This is a genomic window from Erythrobacter sp. R86502 (assembly GCF_042466465.1).
In the GTDB taxonomy this organism is placed as follows: domain Bacteria; phylum Pseudomonadota; class Alphaproteobacteria; order Sphingomonadales; family Sphingomonadaceae; genus Erythrobacter.
In genome coordinates, this window is record NZ_JAXHCJ010000001.1 from 2,798,887 (window position 1) to 2,816,818 (window position 17,932).

9 protein-coding genes and 1 pseudogene are annotated in these 17,932 nt (G+C 58.9%); all 10 read right to left on the minus strand.

Annotated features, from left to right (window positions below):
• Positions 1–10: 10 nt before the first annotated feature.
• Positions 11–5,155 carry a hypothetical protein gene (locus tag SJY33_RS13435; RefSeq protein WP_379923285.1) on the minus strand — a complete coding sequence of 1,715 codons (5,145 nt, stop codon included), beginning with the start codon at positions 5,153–5,155 and terminating at the stop codon, positions 11–13.
• 21 nt (positions 5,156–5,176) lie between these two features.
• Complete coding sequence (locus SJY33_RS13440; protein ID WP_379923286.1) at positions 5,177–6,226, minus strand: hypothetical protein; 1,050 nt, start codon at positions 6,224–6,226, stop codon at positions 5,177–5,179.
• 71 nt (positions 6,227–6,297) lie between these two features.
• Positions 6,298–6,780, minus strand: a complete 483-nt coding sequence (locus SJY33_RS13445) for a hypothetical protein (protein ID WP_379923288.1) — start codon at positions 6,778–6,780, stop codon at positions 6,298–6,300.
• A gap of 39 nt (positions 6,781–6,819) precedes the next feature.
• Positions 6,820–7,812 (minus strand): hypothetical protein, encoded by a 993-nt coding sequence (locus tag SJY33_RS13450; RefSeq protein WP_379923289.1) that lies wholly within the window; start codon positions 7,810–7,812, stop codon positions 6,820–6,822.
• Positions 7,813–8,205: 393 nt separating this feature from the next.
• The gene (locus SJY33_RS13455) at positions 8,206–10,515 is read right to left on the minus strand and encodes a putative bifunctional diguanylate cyclase/phosphodiesterase (protein ID WP_379923290.1); all 2,310 of its coding nucleotides are present in this window, start codon (positions 10,513–10,515) and stop codon (positions 8,206–8,208) included.
• Positions 10,512–11,150 (minus strand): methylamine utilization protein, encoded by a 639-nt coding sequence (locus tag SJY33_RS13460; protein WP_379923291.1) that lies wholly within the window; start codon positions 11,148–11,150, stop codon positions 10,512–10,514. Before SJY33_RS13460 ends, SJY33_RS13455 begins: the two co-directional genes overlap by 4 nt.
• A 391-nt stretch (positions 11,151–11,541) precedes the next feature.
• A pseudogene (locus SJY33_RS13465) lies at positions 11,542–12,624 on the minus strand (nuclease-related domain-containing protein).
• Between the two features lie 554 nt (positions 12,625–13,178).
• Positions 13,179–15,251, minus strand: a complete 2,073-nt coding sequence (locus SJY33_RS13470) for a TonB-dependent receptor (RefSeq protein ID WP_379923292.1) — start codon at positions 15,249–15,251, stop codon at positions 13,179–13,181.
• 30 nt (positions 15,252–15,281) lie between these two features.
• Positions 15,282–16,541, minus strand: a complete 1,260-nt coding sequence (locus SJY33_RS13475; protein WP_379923293.1) for a HupE/UreJ family protein — start codon at positions 16,539–16,541, stop codon at positions 15,282–15,284.
• Positions 16,523–17,845 carry a hypothetical protein gene (locus tag SJY33_RS13480; RefSeq protein ID WP_379923294.1) on the minus strand — a complete coding sequence of 441 codons (1,323 nt, stop codon included), beginning with the start codon at positions 17,843–17,845 and terminating at the stop codon, positions 16,523–16,525. The genes SJY33_RS13475 and SJY33_RS13480 overlap by 19 nt, the downstream gene beginning before the upstream one ends.
• Positions 17,846–17,932 lie beyond the last annotated feature (87 nt).

Consider the following 17,932-nt stretch of genomic DNA (forward strand, 5'->3'; position numbering starts at 1 on the left):
TTCCCATCGCTTAATTGCCCAGTCCCAAAAAGCGAAGGCTGTCGGCGTCGACGCTCATGCGCACCGACGCAAAGGCACCCTTGTTCGTATTACGGGCCGGTCCGAAATCGCCGTCACGGAAGCCTTCGATGTTGTATCCCACCGTCAGCAACATGCCCTTTGCCGGCACCACACCCAGCGTCGGGCCATAGGCAAAGCTGGTCGCTTTGTCGGTCAGATTGGAGCGAGCGGTGGTGCTGGCTCCCAGTTCGATACGTTCGCCGATACCGATGCGGGCATCTGCACCGACAAGCAGGCTGGTGCCCGAAAATTCTGTACCTTCGAACTGATCGAAATTGTGCCGCGCGCCGAGGAAGAGCGACATCTCATGACGCCGAACTTCTGTGCCATCGTCCTGGCCGCGCGGGCTGACATTGGTTGACAGACTGGCGACCAGACGGCGAGAGGTTGCGTTGCCATCCACGACCAATGCTGTGCGGCCTGCGCCGGCACCTGCATTGCCGCCGATCTCTCCTGCGACACCTGCAGTAATTTGATCGCTGCGATACTCAAGGCGGCCCAGCATCGCGAGCGGTGATGCCGAAGGGCGGTGTGCAAAGGCAATGCTTGCATCGAAGATTTCAGCTTTCGCGCCGCCTGCTGCTTCGGACAGGGTCCATGTGCCACCCGAGCCAACCAAGCTACCTTCGCCAAGCTGACGAATTGCGCCGACGGTTACACCCTTGCGATCGGTAATTTCGCCATCACGCACTTCACCGCGCGCGACCACGCTCCAGCGGTCCTTGCGCCATGCCGCGCCGAAAGTAGCGGCGGTGAAATCCTCAAACAGCAATCCCCCTGTAAGCTGACCGCCGCTGGCAACAGGTTGCGCAGGATTGACAATACCTGCCGTTGCGGGAGCGCCGCCAAGCGTACGGTTGCCATCAATGGTGGCGTCGATCGTCAGAGAGGAGCTGAGCGCGAGGGTTTGCGACAGGCCAAATGCGGCAAAGCTGCGGTTCCCGTATTCCCCGATGGTTTCCTGACCCAGCGTCGTCACGACCTGGCCGCCCTGCCATGGCGACACCTCGATGCCTCCGCGAAGCTGGCGCGAGGAAATGTTTTTCCCATCAGCCAGTTCGTATGTGCCAACCAATCGAACGTCCTGCGTTATCGCATATCGCACGCCGAGCCGGTGACGGGCAGGCAGATCAAGGCTTTCTGCCGTGCCGAGCGCGACAGCAGTGCTCGCGGAAATCTCCAGCTTGTTGTCGAACAGACGCTGGGTCGCGCCAGCTTCAAGAACGGTTGATGCAGCACGTTCGCCGTCGGCAAGGCGATCGTTGAAATGCACGAGGCCCAGACGCAGATCGGTGGTTTGACGGGTCAGGACAAACTGTCCCTGTGCCGCACGGCGCTGGGCAAGGTTACCAAGAGCATCGTCTTGCCACAGGCTGCCGATGAAGCTGAAATTCTGGTTCAGCAGGATCCGTCCATCGACGCCAACCTTGCGCCGGCCACGTTCGGCAAGATTTTGCTGTCCGATCCCGTATTCGCCATCAATCTGGCGAGCATAGGCAAGAAGGTCCAGCGTGCCTGTCTGGTGCTGGGCTTCGACAAGCCAGGCGGTTGCCGCTTCACCTTCGCGCTGACTGACGCCCAGCTCAGCGCGGATTTCGGTGTTTTCGCCGACGCGCGCGAGCAGGTCGACAGCGCCCAGATCGGTGCGCTGTGCCTGACCATCACGGCCCACCAGTCCGGCGTCGCTGATGGCGCTGGCACCAACGCGCACCGCGCCGTTCGCGCTGATCCAGTCGGCGCGCACGCCCGCGTTCCATTCAGCCTGACCCGCCCCATCGGCTTCGAATTCAATCACGATGAATTGCGGGTTGAGGTTTTCATCACGGCTCAGCACCGGGGCTGAAAAGCTGATGGTGCCGGAAAGAAGGTCGATGTCATAGTCGGCAAAGCGGGTAAGCTCGCGCGTGGCAATGATAAGTTCGGGGCGGAAACGGTCGCGCACCTCAATCGTAACGCGCTCCGAATTCGGCAGGATGCGGCGATTGGCAAGGCTGTATGGTCCGGTGATGCCTTGGCCTTGAATTTCCTGCCGCTGAAAACGGCTGGCGATTTCAGCCGCAAAGCCTTGCGCCTTGATCTGGCCCATGCGCGCTTCTGCCTTCACACCGGTTGCCGTGCGGTTGTAATTTGCCAGCCGTGTCTGGTTGAACGCAGTCTGGAAGTCGCCGTACAGCGCGTAGAAAGTGGATGTTTCGATCCGGACATACAGCTTTTCCCGGCTGGCAGCATCAAACCGACGGACCGACGCATCGCCGAACACGGTGTAATACGCCTGCGGATCCAGGGCGCCCAGCACCCGCTGATCTTCGCGTTGCTTGGCGCTGTCATAGGCAAGGGTCAGCAGGTATTTGCCCAGCACACGCCCCTTTGCGTACAGCGCGATGCGCGCATCATCGCCAAGGTCGCTGTCGAACTGACCGGCGCGCTCCATGTTATCGGCAACCGAACGGGCACCGATTGTGCCTTCGGCAAGACCAATGATGGTCCATTCGATATCGCCTGGTTCGATCCAGGCTTCCAGCTCCTGACGCCGGGCAATATTGCCTTCGTCGAATGCGAAAGCGAGCCGCACAGATCCACTGACCATGGTAGGAGCCAGTTCGATCCGGGCGATGCCTTCATCGCCTTTAACCACCCAGCGCGCTGCCGAAGGGGCCGTACCGGTGAGCTGGTTGAGCTGCTGGCGGTCAATCTGCTCGGCGCTCTCATAAGGCGCGTTGAGCGTAAAGCTGCCTGAAATACCCTCGCGCAGCGGACGTCCGTTGCGGTCGATCACACGAATGGCGATGACGGGGCGGGTCCGTCCATCGGCAACCAGCTCTGACTGTGAAGGCAAAAATTCGACTTTGGACGGGATGCGGGTGAAGAACACGTCACGGGTAAAGGACTTGGCCACTTCGCCAAAGCTGTTAACGATCCGCGCTTCGAGGGTAGTGCGATCGTTGATCAACGGCACACCGCGCCATTGGCTGACGGCAAACCGGCCTTTTTCGGGGTTTTGCGTGCCATCAAAGGCAAGCGGATCGACCGGCTTCCCATCCACCAGAAGTTCTACAGTCTGCCCGCGGCGGTGACGAATGGCAACGCGCACGGCAGGCGCGCGCGGATTGGCGTCTTCTTGCGGGGTCAGAAAGCCATCGGCCCCATCACCGAGCGATAGGAAGTCGGTAGGTGTCGCGATGGGTTCGTCGGTCTTGAAGGGTTCGACGGGCGCATCCGCCAGCGAGGGCAGGGCGGAAACATCGGCCGCGCCTTCGGGCATTGCAACGTGAAAATCAGCCACGACCAAGCTGCCGCCCTGACCTATTGCAAAGCGCGAGCTTTCGCTGCGCGCGTTACGCGTCGAGCGCGAGCAGTCGATCAATTGCGCCTGATCGGGCAGGGTCATACGCGACACCTGGACAACGTGCGTACCCGGAACGACGCCTTCGAAATGGTAACGGCCGTCTGCGTCTGTCACGGCAAAGCTGCCATCTTCAAGCATGACACGAATGCCAGCAACACCCACGCGTTGCGCTTCATCAAGACTGCAAGCACCGGCGGTGATGCGGCCAATGATTGTCATACGATCGGCAATTGTGTCGCGCACAATGTCGATTGCGGCGCTGGCACGTGTCTGACGGCCCAATCCATCGCGAACGATCACATCATTGAGCGCGCGTCCCGGGGGCGCATCGGGACCTACTGACATGGCATAGGTTACACGGGCGCTCGACCCGGCGGCCAGATCGCCCAACCCGATTGTCAGCTTGCTGCCATCAGGAGAAATGGTGACGGCGTCTGGCGCTGCCACGCCGTTGATCCGCACCGTATCACGACGCAGACGCAGCCAGCGGGATGGGGTATCGACCAGCGTTACCGAACGCTTTACCCGCGCCGGATCGGCGTTGCGCACGGTGATGGTGTAGAAAACCGCATCGCCGGGTGCAGCAGTGGCGCGTGACGAGGACTTGACCACCGCAAGGCTACCACTTGGACGATCGACGGGAATGTCGACTTCGAACGGGATCGGATTATCCAACGCGAAGACATCGCCGAAGGACCCTTCGCGAACGATGTAGCCGCGGCCATCGGGGCGGGTAACATTCACGAGAAGCTCGCGCGGGGCAACAGAGGGCGCGGTGTAGGGGGCGGGCGGCTCCACCACGAGGCGGAAACGCCCTAATGTTGTCAGCGGGAACCAGAATTCACCCGACCCCATCGGAACGACGCGGCCTGATGCGTCGGTGATCGGCAGACCTGATGTGACGGTTGAAGGCCACGATGTGACGCCATCTTCGGCAAAGACCGTGGCAGGGGCGCCAGTGCCGGCATCGACAAGCGTGACACGCGCACCATCAACCAATTCCCCTGTTTCGCTGTCAAACACCGCACCAAAGGGATCAACCAATACGGTAAGATCGGTTTGCACGAGGATGTCGTCAGTACCGGGGCTGACCGCGACCACCGTGATGCGCGAATCATGCCCGACGCTGAGCCGGCAATCTTCCTGCTCCAGCGGCGGGGGAATGCGGAAAGTATCGATCACGCCGGAGAAGACACCGCTGTCCGTTGACGTTTCGAACACCGTCATGGTTTCGCGGTCGCCATCGGCTGACGTAAGCACCACGGTCAGGCTATCGACCGCACTGGGGTCAAGGTTCGCGCTGACGGCACTGACTTCAAAGAAAAGGGGTTCGCCGCCGCGCAGCATGTCGGTAGGCTGGACGATCGCTGTGTTGAGCGAGGATATGGTCTCAGCAACGGCCGCAGCGTTGGCTGTTTGTGCGACACTTTTCAAAAGTACCGGCTCGGTCGGTACGCCGCAGCTCGGCGGACGGTACACAAGTTCCGAACCCGCGCCGGGCGCGCGCCGGAAAACCTGGATGGCAGGCGGTGCACTGGGCGCCGACCGGACATCGAACTGAACGGGATTGCTGACCACGCCTCGGCGTGTACCATCATCATCCCATGTAGCTTCGGCGATGTTGATCACCGTGCGCACTGCGGCCGCGTCGGAGGTTTGCGCGCTTACCCCCCCTTGAGGCATGCCGAATGGCAGCAGCACTGCGCACAGTGCCGCTGCCATTCGTCTGAAGGAGGGGGTAACACGCAAGACCGAGATCCTGATCGCGGCTTAGTCGATCACGACGCGGAAATAGAGCGAGCGTGTCTCGCCCCCGGCAACATCGCTGAGATCGCCTGCGACCAGGTCCTTTCCAGCGTTGCCGCCTTCTGCCGTAAACGTGCCGCCCAAACTGCCGTTGGCGCAGGTTGCATCACCATCGACAAAGATCGAATTGGCCACGAACGTCACATCGAAGGGCAGATCATCGTTGACTGCCACGTCGGTTGCGGTCGCAGCGCCGCTGGCATTTGCTACCGTGATGCAATACTCGATGGTCGCGCCCGGGATTGCCTTGGGGTTATTAGTTCCGTTGAGCGGATCTTCCACAACGCGGCTGGTCTTTGCCACGGTTACGACAGCACCCGCCACGGTGTACGTCCCCGTATCGGAAAACGCGCCATCGCGTACGGCGTCAATATCACCAAGGCCGTCGGCCAGAACGGTATCGATACCAGTGGTGTTGGCAGCTGATTCGACCAGTTCAGCGCCAAGCGTTCCGACAGTGCCAGCAGCATGCGCGTTTGCGGTCAGTGCAACGTCGAACAGGTCGGCGTTGTCTGCGTTAAGGCCAATATTCGCCAGCACGAATACCCGTTCGGTTACGCCGTCGGCATCTGCCGCTACTTCATCGAGGAAAGTAATGGCGCCAGCAGTGCGATCGGCATCGTCGTAGACACCGTTGCCATTGGCATCACGGAAGATGCGGATGTTGCTGATGTCCGCGGCCGTGCCATTGCGCAACGTCGTTGCAAGGTCGAGATCGATCGTGCTGTTCGACAGGTTTGTGACGTCGAATACAAGGACGGCATCTTGCTGGCCAGGGTTCACAGTCGTCGCTGCACCAACAAAAGCGACATTCACATTGACGCGCTGGTCAACGATGAATTCGTCGCTCGCCACTTCGGCGTTCTGTGAGATGCCGCCAACGTTGTAGCTGACCGAGACTTCGTTCCGGATGGTCGAACCTGCGCTGGTCCCTTGCGCCAGAGCTGGCGCGCTGGTCATCGCGACGAGCGCAAACGCACTCACCGCACCCAGCAAATGCTTGGTGGTTGTCATGATTTTGGTCCTGAGTGTGTGCCCCGCGTGAAATGATCCGCCCGCAGGGCGTGGCGGTTATCTCCCGCTGATCAGCGGATGATGGCTGGATAGGTGAGCCGGCCCGATTGTCCGGGAGCGATACTCGCCAACACCCAGCGGACATGGGTAACGTCCGCGTGGGCGGCGGGACGGGTCGTCCCATCGGAATTGGTAACACTTAGCGCGGCAAGCGCGCCGAAGGTTTTGCCGCCATCGACCGACACCATCAGTGCAGGATCAGCGTCGGGTGCAAGGCGGACGGCCTGCGGCAAAGGGTTGGTGACAACGAAATTGTTCACCACTTCGGCTGATTTGCTGGTGTAATCCGTGCCGAACACAAGCTTGGCACCGGGAACGATTGTCGTAGGCTGGACGAGTTCGACGCGCTCTTTGCCGTCAGCGTCGACTACAACGGTTTCAGCCATGACGTCACCCGTCAGCGAAACGGGCGGCGCGGTGTCTTGCGCCGAGAGCGGAGCTGCAAGCGCGATCGCTGCGGCAAAAGCCATTGTAAATTGGTTGATCCGGTTCATTGCGTAGCCCTTACTTTTGTATCTGGATGGGGGTGAAAATCAGTCGACGACGACGTCAAATGAGACCTTCCGCGTGCTTTGTGCTGCGACGTTTCCAAGCGTGACGGCAATCCCTTGGGCGTTAGATGCCATGCCTGCATCGGCGTCGTCAGCATCGCTCAAAGCGGTATCGTCAAGCGCAAGGGTTCCGGGGGAGTATGTCGTGCCAGCCGGAATCGCGTCGGTTATGATAAGGTTATCTGCAGCGCCGGTCCCGCTGATCCGTGCTTCGATCGTAAATGTCGCGATCGTTCCGGGCACAGCGCTTGTGCCGCCAAAGGGATCGCGCAGCACGACTGACTTGATTAGCGCCACAGCGGCCACGCCGTTGATCAGTTCACCGCGTGCAGTGGCCTGTGCACCCGTCGTACCGACGATTGCATCGCCTCCGTCTACGCCAGTTCCTGCAAATACAGTACCGGGAGCACCAGTGCCGGTCACGGCTTCAGCTGTAAGGGAAATGGCACTGGTCTGCTGGTCGGTTGCATCCGCAGGTGCCGATGCCAATACGAACAAGGTCAGCCGTTGATCGGGCGCCAAAATTGCCGTGGTTTGCGGCTGGGCAAAGATCTCGTCGATACCCTCGTCGTAAACCCCGTTGCCGTTGCTATCGTTTGCAATTGCCCGAAATGAGACGTCGAAATCGTTCCCTGCCACCGCGGTATTGGCTAATAGTTGAAAGGCTTCGGGGCCGTTGCCCTGATTGGTCAGTTCAAAGGTAAACACCACATCGCCGGGCCGTGCGGCGATTGGGCCGGGATCGAGTGATGTCAGCGTCACATCAAGCAATTCGTCAACGCGCACCGTGATCGTGTTGGAATTAACACTGCGGGCGACGCCGCCTTCATCGTAGCTGGCCACGGCTGTATTCTCGATCAAGGTGCCAGCAGTCACGCCGCCAGCTAGCACGGGTGCAGGTGCCAGACCGCCGACAAGTAGGGTGGTTGCCAGGATCGCGGTAAACGGTGGTTTAAAGTGCGGTTCGGTGTTCATACCCTCCGCCATTAACCAACGTAGGTTAGCAAGAAGTTATAGTTTGCCGCTGGTTCTGGTTTTGACTGCTTAAATGATCCCACATACCCTCGGTATCAGACCAAGCTATAGCGAGGAACCGCTGAAGTGATTTCAGTCACTTATTGACGTGGCGGACCTAAGATCGAACCGTCGGGCCCAAAAGCTAGTGCAGCAAAAAGTTTTCTGGCGGACATCGTCCTGGCTGCAGCGAGCGCAAGCTTAGTCAACGCGAATCATATGGAAGAGACATGTGAATCAGGAGCCGCCTGAACCATGGGCGCGTTTTCAGCGCCAGCTGCGAGCCGACATATAACCGCGATCTGCGGTTTGCATCCGGGTCAAACGAGTGAGAAATTTTTTGGTTTGCTGAAACTACGCAAGCAATTTGCGTTGATGCCCGGTTTGATCGGCTAATAGGCGAAGCACATCTTCAGCAGCCACCGGCTTCGAAATCAGATACCCTTGCATGTTCTGGCATCCCTCGCGCTCCAGCGCATCAAGCTGCGCGATACTTTCCACCCCTTCGGCAAGCGTCGCCATGCCGAGCGCATCGGCCAACGTCGTAATCGCGCGGATCACAGCGTGGCCGTTGCGGGCATCGTTGCCCAGATCGTCGACAAAGGTCTTGTCGATCTTGATCTTGTCGAACGGGAAAGCGCGTAGATAGTGCAAAGTTGAATAGCCGGTGCCAAAATCATCCAGCGATATTCGCACACCCAAGCTGCGGATTGCCGTAAGGATAGATGTGGTTTTGACAGTATCCGACGTAAATATGCCCTCGGTCACTTCGATTTCAAGACGGTTGCCTGCAAGTCCGCTGCTAGAAAGTGCTTGTACGATGGTAGTGGGCAGTCCGCTGTAATTGAAATGCTTGGGGGTTATATTAACACAGACAGTCAGATCTTCAGGCCATGTACTGGCTTGCCGACAGGCTTCGCGAAGCACCCACTCCCCCAGTGGTAGGATCAACCCGGTTTCTTCGGCCAACCCGATGAAATCAGCCGGTGACACAAGACCACGTTCCGGATGGTGCCATCGCACCAGCGCCTCAAAACCAGTAATGCGCTGTTCGGTCATGGAAAAAAGTGGCTGAAAGGCGAGTTCGAATTCCTTCCGTTTGATCGCCGCACGCATATCGTCTTCGGCTTGGCTGCGCAGACGATCATGTGCGTCAAGCGCTGGCTCGAAGAAATGGTAGGTCGCCTTACCTTTGTTCTTGGCGCAGTAGAGCGCAAGATCGGCGCGCTTCATCAAGCTGCTCACATCCAGACCATCGGCTGGAGCAACCGCAATACCGATACTGGCTGAGCAATCAGCTTTCTGACCTTCGATCGGAATTGAAGCGACCAGGCTGGTTTTCAGAGATGCAGCCAGTTGATTGAGGTTGGCGCTTTGGCTTAGCTCATCGAAAATGATGGCAAATTCATCGCCGCCGAAGCGGGCGATCAGTGCATCGGGGAAATCGGTGCGTAACTGATTTGCGACGGCGCGCAGCACAGCATCGCCGGCAGGGTGACCAAGAGTATCATTCACGACCTTGAAATTGTCGAGATCGATGAATGCGAGCAGCAATCGTCTTTCAGCACTGGTCTGCGGCAACAACTGACCCAACTGCTCGACGAACAACTTGCGCGAGGCCAGCCCGGTCAGGCTGTCATGCAATCCAATATGAATTTGCCTTTCGCGCTCCTCGATTGCTTCGGCCATATCGAGAAAGCTACGGGCCAGCCTGCCGATTTCGTCATCGGTTTCAATTCCCAGCGCGATTTCCCGCCGCTGCCCGATGCGCCGGGCGGCCTCATCCAGTTGATGCAAAGGTTCAGTGACACTGCGCGCAACTTGCCAGCTCAAACCAAGGACCAGCGCAACCCCGCCAACTGCGAGCAGCACCAGTAGCCTATTCATCTGCGAGAACTCCGCTAGCGACTCCGTGAGCGAATGACGCAGCAACAGGCGCGGAGCGATGCCGTTTTGTAACACCGCAAGATCGGATACATGGTATAGCGAACGATCGGCTTCATCATGTTCGATGACGCTTCCTGCCCTTGCAGCTTGAAGCCACTGAGGAAGCTCGCGCGCGTCGATGACCTGCGCTTCAAGGGCGATGGGCGCCAGATCGAGCAATCGTCCGAGCTCGGCGCGATTGAGCGGTTTTGCGATCACCAGCCAGCCGATAAGGTCGGGTGCTTCGATAGGTGCAGCCGCAGCGAGGGCAAACCCATCGCGCAATGCTATGATGCCGCGGCTTTCTCCCTCAATCAGCCGCGACCATAATTGTGCAGACGCGGGGATGCGCTTGCCATCGGCGACGAGCAGATCGCCTTCCAGTGTCAATACGAAAGCGGCATCGGTGCTTCCGCGTGTTTGCAGACTCAAAAGCGCGCTGGAGATGGTGGGGCTATCACCGGTCGCCACTGCTTCGCGAAAACCGAAATCGCGCGCCAGCACGTCAGCCTGATCGCCCATCTGCTGCGCACGCGTTGCCAGAAGTTCGTCAAACACACGAGCATTCGCGGCTAGATCGCGCGTGGCGCTGAGTTCTGCGAAGCGTGTCAATCCACTGGCCGCCAATGAAACGATAACCGCCAATACGACAGCAAACAGCGAAGCATACAGCACCGCGATCCGCGCACGCAGCGATCCGAAACGCAGCCTTGCGAAACGTCCCGGCACCATGCTCATAGCAAGCTTACTGTTATGCGATGGGTCTGCGAATCGTCCGTGATGGTAAAAGTCGATCGGCTTTCATTCGATGGACTGCGTAATCGTGGATGCCAAACAGTCAGCGCCGAATTTCCCGTTGGCATGCCCTGTAGCGTCAGGTAGCCGTTATGATCGGTTTTGCCCGCAAACGGTGTGTTGGTTATGCGAATATAGCCGCGCATTTCGTCATGAATATTGCAACCGAGCTTTACGCTGCCGGTTACAGGAAATGCCTGCGTACGGGTCTGATCTCGGCCATAGAGTTCGAATTCAAATCTTGCTGACTTTGAAAAACTGTAGATCGAATGACGGACATTATCGAGATTGGGGAAGGCGACTGTGCTGCCTTTGGCGATGACCAATGTCCCGGGCAGAAATTGTCGATCCTTTTGGGCCATCCCCATTTTCCACGGGAAGCGGATTGGACCTGTGTGCTGGCGTTGGGCTTGAAGTTCGACGACGGCATCACGCACCGGTATTCCGTCAAGATCGACGACCTGGACCCGTAGGGTAGCGGGCCCTGCCGCTGCCACGGAAAGGGTGCCGCCTGCCATTATCGTAATGCAGGCCGTTGCTGCGAATGCAGGCAACCGGAAAGGCAGATAGCTTTGCATGGTTGACGTAGCGTCATACGTGCGGAAAGCTTAAGAAACCCTGATTTCCACGATCAGATAGTTATCGGACTTCCGCATCCGGGCAGCCACCATAGAGGAGGCTTTAAAGATAGCGCACAACTAACGGAGGCGTGCCGGGAAGATAAGAAGAGGCGCGCTATCGTCGTTGAGATGCGGGATCTCGGCAAACGCATCATCACGCGGAGCCTTGTCGCGCATTAGCAAATGAAGGAGGGTACACAGTAAACGGGGCACTCATGACAAAATTGGATGAATGCTCATCGATCATGGAAACCGAGTTACCCAGTGGCGGCAGAGTTAGTTTTCTAGCTCATTGCGTCAAATGGGATCCTTACAACTCACACGTCTCAGTAGAGTCACAGAGCGACGTTCAGCTGCCCACCCCCTGACGATACGGTTTATGTGACTCATCGCGCTGACTCTCTGCGGTATCAATGATATTCATGATCGCAGCTAGAACGCTATTGATTTGTTCTTCACCGATCAGCCAATTGCGAAAACGCGCGTTCCATTGTCCGTGGCCACGGCAGGACGTTTTGACCGCTTCCATCAAGCGGTCGTTTCGGTCATTTCGAACGGCATAACGACCGTCCGGGATCGCGTTGACCTTAATCTTTCCGTGAGTGGTTTCGAACGTCCACGGCCCGTCGCCCGTCAGCTCGATCGCCATGTGAGTTGAAGTCTTATGACCGGGCGCTGTTGAAGCAAGCGCCGCTTGATTTGGTGCTATGCCCAGGCCCAGCATTCCACGCCAGTCATATGTTGGAGCTCTGTGCGCAGCAGCCAAGCGATTACCGAGTTCGGTAAAATCTTGTTTCGAAACGCCTGAAAATATATGCTTTCCCATCATGCGCATCGCTGTACCGGAGCCGAGATCAGCCGATTGTTTGCGCCACCAAGCGCCGAAATTGTCCGATTTAACGATGTGCGCGTCAGCAGGTAATTTCGATCTATCCACACTAGACGTGGGTGAGATCAAAACGACAGGCTGAATCCTGCTTATCTTGGTGATGTCGTTGGCTTCAAGAAACTGACGCAGGAGCTCGCATTGGCGGCGTGCTTGATTAAGGGGCGAAGGGATGGAGCGCGGCTTGCCCTGGTTCCATATTGTCCAATCACCATGGTCATCGCACGTAATGCGACCAGCATAATTTTTTGTTTCCAAGACCTAGGCCGTCGCTTGCAATTGATGAATGACAAGATGATCAATCTGAGCGACTTCGCCATCTTGCTCTAATCGCAAGTCGTGCAGCATTCCGATCGACTGGCTCGTGCCGAATTCGCGTTTAAGGTAGTGTGCTGCGTCCCGCTCACCTTTTTGACCGGAGCGAACGTTGGCAATCGCCTTTTGAATCCGCGCCCGGTGTGTTGCGGGCGCATTTGCTTGAAGCTGCTCTAGTAGCTCAAGGTCGGCTTTGCGGTCGTCAGCGTTTTTCCAGATCATCCGCCACATTCCCGTGTTACGTTATCTGCTCGCTTCGCGATCAGGTAGACCCTTGCACTATCAGAAGGCTGGTGACGAAAGTGTTTACCGTGACAAAATAAGTAAAACGTAATCAGTGTTTATGCAGCGCGGACTAAGGCGGTTCGGGTTCGTGCTGATCACGAAGCATTGGGGCCATTTAAATACTGTTTGTGTGCTAGCCGCAGTGTCGCCCCCGCGATCGCAGGATGACCTACAATCGATGGCTGAGAGGTGGAGTTTGGCTAGGTCGGCCGCGCTGAGCTATTGGCATGTGACGGGCGGAGCTCGCCTGTAAACGGTTGAAGGAGCGCGTCAGAAAGGCGAAAACGGCCGTTCGATCACCTACTCAGTAACCGCAAATCGCCCCTCGTCCCAAGGGGCGCAACTGGCCGCTTTTCGTGAAACCTGGCCCTCTTATGGTCGACGGCCATCTGGCGCGTTCAACGGATCGAAATTCCTGAGGGGGATGAAGACCCCGAGGCACTGACAGATACAGTTTGCCAATAAAGTTTTAAAGCTTGGGGAGAATGCGGCAAGCCTGATCAAAAACTGTATCTCAGGCTCGCCCGTAGCTGACGCGGTTCGACCGGGTGGAAATGGCGATCTTCAACACCGTTCGCTTCGCCGGGGAGGCGGGATTCATAGAAATAGGTGATGTCGGCGTCTCGGCTATTGAACAGGTTGAAAGCCTCGATCCCCAATCGCATCGCCCCTAGCTCGTAATAGCCCGCCAGATTGACAAGCGTGGTCGCATCAGAGCGGACCGAGCGATCCTCGATCAGTGGGGCACTGCCAAAATGACGAACCCGGGCAGTGATCGTCAGATCGGGCACCGGGGTTACTGCCACCCCCGCGGCAATCACCTCCGGAACCGCGCCTGGAATGGCATCGGCGCCCGCACCCGGCCCGACGAACCTGGCATCGGTATGGGCGTAAGCGGCATCAATCACCACGCCGGGTGCGGGGCGCCAGAACACATTAGCCTCAACACCATAGCGCCGCGATCCGTCATTGGGTTCGGTTGCGCCGCCATCGCCGATGAAGACCAGTTCGGAATCAAGTTCGAGCCAGAACCCGACAACCGAAGCATCGATCGTCGCTGTCTCCAGCCGCGCGCCCAGTTCGGCCCCTTTGGCTCGCACCAGCAGCGGCACTCGATCTGCTCGTTCGCCGCTGACCGGATCTAACGCGATGGTTGCGCCGCGCGCGTCGTTGGAATGGAAGGACTGACCGTAATTGGCGTAGAGCTCTATGGTTTTGGATGCCTGCCAAGCCAGCCCGAACTTGGGGGCGAACAGATCATCATCGGTTTCGCCTGAATTGGCTGCGAGATCGGACTGCACGTCGACCGTCTGGTAATCGAACCTGAGCCCGGCAAAGCCGCGCAAACCGGGCGCAATTGCGATCTGGCCATCGAGGTAAAGCCCCACACCCGTCTGGTCGATGGCATCTAGCCGAACGGTCTCGACAGGAATTGCATCGACACTGCGGAACAGCGCCACTTCGTCGATGGCATCGTGCCGCAGATCGGCGCCGACGTTGAGCGCGAGGGGGCCGCGCTCGAACCGGTGCGACACCGCACCACCGAGCACCCAGCGTTTATCGCGCTGAACGAATTCGTCGCCCAGGACCGGGTCTTCGAGGAAGTAAGTGAAGTTGGATACCAGCTCAAACTCGTAGCGGGTGGCATAGGCTGAAAAGGTGGTGCCGCCGACCGCACCGCCGATCACCGCTCCGAGGCGGGTTGTACTGCCGCCGAGGTCATCGTCGATATTGCCGAACCGATCGATAAGCCCGCTGGCCACCGCGCGTTCCGGCACCTGATCGGTCGATGTCCAGCGTGCATCATACGCGTTGAGCTGAAGCGAAAACCGCCTGGTCTCGCCGCCGAACGAATACTTTACCAAGCCAGCGAAACGCTCGAGATTTTCATCAAGTAGCCACGGACCGTCATAGAATTGCGCATCGCCCACAATCAGCAAGTCGCCTTCGGCAAGGCCGGTGCTGCCCCCCGCCACGCCGCGGACAAAGCCGAACTCGCCCAATTGTGCTTCGGCAAAAGGGCGTAAGGTGTCAGCGGTCTTGAAGGCGGCGGTTCCGGCTGCGCTGAAATCCCCCACATCGGCGAAGTAGGGCCCCTTGCGGAAGTCTATCCGTTCAATCGCCTCGGGGATCAGGAAATTGAAATCGAGATAGCCCTGCCCATGGCCGTGAGAGCGCATATTGATGGGAACGCCATCGACAAACCCGGCAAAATCAGTGCCGTGGTCAAGATTGAACCCGCGCAGAAAGAATTGGTTGGCCTTACCGCTGCCCGAATGCTGCGTGGCAATGAGGCCGGGGATGTTTTCTACCAACTCACCGATCCGCGAAATCGGAATGGCGTCGAAATCGGCATAGCCCACTGTGCCTTGGGATGCGGACCGGGAAATGCCGATTTCTTCCAGACCGCGGCCGTAAACGATGATCTGTTGCGGCTCGGCGCTTTCTCTATCGGCTGCTTCAGATTCAGTCGTGGATTGCGCTGTTGCAGCTGTGGCGAAAGAGTAAAAGACTGTTCCGGCCAATGCAATTACCAGCCTGTGGGCAGGTACCGATGCGGTTTTTGCAGCCATGGAAAGTCCTTTGTAACGGGCTGAAGAGGGTCAGGCCGATCTGGGCTTGAGCGCACCGATGCGGCGCGCGAACAGAGCCACTCCGGTTGTGAGGACGGCTGCGAACACCAGCATCATGCTGGTTTCAACCACCGCCTCGAAGGGCGTAACAAAGCGTTCGTCGAGGCCGACGTAACGGTCTGCCACCCAGATCGCGGCGATGATGCAGCAGAACATCGCCAATGCGCTACGCAGCCGTTGGTAGGCTGGTGTGGCGGCGATGGTCACCAGCGCAGGCACGATTGCGAGCGCGATGGCGATTTGAACCAGCTCGATCCCGATATTGAAGCCGAGAAGCGTAGTGATATTGCGCGCCACGGAAAGATCGGTCAAGCTCAGGAACCCGGCAAAGCCGAGGCCGTGGATCAGCCCGAACAGCGTCGCAAATAGAGCCTCGCGGCGCGGGAAGATCGGGCGAATGGCATGGATGGCAGCAATCAGCACCGACACTGCGATTAGGGTCTCGACTAGCGCTCCGGGCAGGGTCATTCCCCCCAGTGATGCCATGATTAGGGTGGCGCTGTGTCCGAGCGTGAAGCCCGAAATCAGGACCGCTGCCGACCGGATGGTTGGCCTGGCCCTGCGTGCTCCGCGCCAACGCCCGCCCCGGGCCAGCAGCGGCAGCGGCAGCAGCAACGCCAGCAAGAACGCCAGATGATCGAGTCCGCCAAGAATGTGATTGGCACCGAGACTGACCGCGTTGGCAAACGGCATCCAGCTGCGCGCAGCGCCGCGATTGATCGCCAAGGCATTGCGGTTGCCGCGCAAGGTGCCGATGACATCGGGCGCATCGCCCAGCTTGCTCGCCGGATCGCGGCGCAACATGACCAGCACGAAATGGTCGGGTGCCGCCGCGATGACTGCGCGCCACTCGAGCATGAATCCGCCCAGCTCCGACAGGTCTTGCGGTACCAGAGAAAGCGTTGCGACTAGATCGTCATCGCCGTCCCGGCTGACAAAATCGAGGCTGTTCACCTGCATCTGCCAGGCACCGCCGCTTCCCCGAGCCGAAATGGTTTCGCCAAGATAGCGCCGCGCCTGCGCCTTCGCAGCGTCTTCATTCGCGACGCGGTTGCCGCTGGCATAGGCATATTCTGCCGCCGGGATGACGAGCTCCAGTTCGACACGGTCGGCGTGAAAATCGAGATAGGCTTCGCTGTTCGGTGCCTGATGCGCCGTTGCCATGCCAGTCAGCGCGACAACCGTGAGAAGCCACGCCACAAAAAAGCGGATCAGCCGTGTGCGAGCCATATCAACCTCGTTGCCGGGTCGTTGATTTTGGGGTTGATCGCGCGCGCCTGCTCATCGGCAGTTTCTGCCGCGTCGCTATCACCGAGGATGGTCAGCGCCTGCGCTTTGTTGGCGTAAAGTTGCGCGGACCGCCATCCGGACTGTTCGGCAAGGGTGATCTCGGTCAGCGCGGCGCTGGCCTGATCATTTGCCATGAGCGCGCGCGCTAGCAGCAATCGCGCCTCGCCATAAGGTCGGGCCTTTGCGTTGATACGGGCCAGACGCAGGGCCTCCCCGGCATCGCCGAACACCAGTTCATGCTCGGCTGCGTGGGCGGCAAAAGCGGCAGGATATTTGCCCGACCATTCGCGCCAGATCGCGCCAGCCTGCATCGCCCAGTAGCGACTGCGGGCATTGTCGCCGCGAACGCGCCAGACCAGCGCCAGCATATCCATCGCCTCGGGCCGCCCGTGGTCACGAGCCAGCCGTTCCAGATCGGTGAGCGCGCTGTTAGTTCGGCCATTCGCAAGATCAGCCTCGGCGCGGTAGAGTGCGGTTAGCCAATGGCCCGAAAACAGCGTTTCGGCTTGGTCGTACCAATCGGCTGCTGCTGCATAATCGCCGCGTGCGCTTGCGATTACACCTGTCTGGAGAGCAATGCCTGAAAGCACGACCGGGCTATGTCGTTCGGCACGCGTGGCGCCTGCCAGCGTGGCTATCGCGGCATCGAATTGGCCCGATACGCGCTTAAGGTTCGCCTGGCGAAGCGTCACGCTGATATGCGGGTCGAATTGAGCTGCCTTACGGTAAAGCTTTTCAGCCTTGCCGTGATTGCCCGTGTACAACGCCAAATCGCCGCGCATGGCCGTGGCTTCCGACAAGGCGGACTTTTCGGGCGCAACGCTGGAACGGGCGAAGATTTCAAGTTCGCGTGCTGCTACCGCCAGATCGTGCCGCGCTAAAGCCAATTCGGCCCGCAATTCAGGCACGCCAGAGGGATGCGGGGCAAGGTCGCGCACCGCCGTGATCCGGGTCTGGGCAATGTCGAGATAGGCTATATCGCCGGTGAGACGGAACAGCGAAAGCGCCGCGGCGCCTGCCCCGGCGTGACGGAGCCATTCGTTGGGCGCACGAACAATGCGAGCCTGCGACTGGTCTAGACGATTTTTTGAATTGCGAAGCAGGTCGGCATAGCTCGTCGGGCCGAAAGTAGGCTGTTCCATGGCAAAAACGGGCGCCGGGATACCATTGCCGGGCTGCGTCATCCATTGCAGCAGGGCAATGCTCAGTATCGCGACGATTGCGATGACCGGCCAACGGAGCATTTTTGACATGATATCCTTGCCGCATTCTGGTGAACCGGGCAGGCCCTTACGGGTCGGGCCTGCCCGGTTACAGGGGAGGAGGGGCGA

Coding starts and splice junctions, on each gene's coding strand:
- SJY33_RS13440 (WP_379923286.1), bottom strand. CDS start 6,226: ATGACAACCACCAAGCATTTGCTGGGTGCGGTGAGTGCGTTTGCGCTC.
- SJY33_RS13445 (WP_379923288.1), bottom strand. CDS start 6,780: ATGAACCGGATCAACCAATTTACAATGGCTTTTGCCGCAGCGATCGCG.
- SJY33_RS13450 (WP_379923289.1), bottom strand. CDS start 7,812: ATGAACACCGAACCGCACTTTAAACCACCGTTTACCGCGATCCTGGCA.
- SJY33_RS13455 (WP_379923290.1), bottom strand. CDS start 10,515: ATGAGCATGGTGCCGGGACGTTTCGCAAGGCTGCGTTTCGGATCGCTG.
- SJY33_RS13460 (WP_379923291.1), bottom strand. CDS start 11,150: ATGCAAAGCTATCTGCCTTTCCGGTTGCCTGCATTCGCAGCAACGGCC.
- SJY33_RS13470 (WP_379923292.1), bottom strand. CDS start 15,251: ATGGCTGCAAAAACCGCATCGGTACCTGCCCACAGGCTGGTAATTGCA.
- SJY33_RS13475 (WP_379923293.1), bottom strand. CDS start 16,541: ATGGCTCGCACACGGCTGATCCGCTTTTTTGTGGCGTGGCTTCTCACG.
- SJY33_RS13480 (WP_379923294.1), bottom strand. CDS start 17,845: ATGCTCCGTTGGCCGGTCATCGCAATCGTCGCGATACTGAGCATTGCC.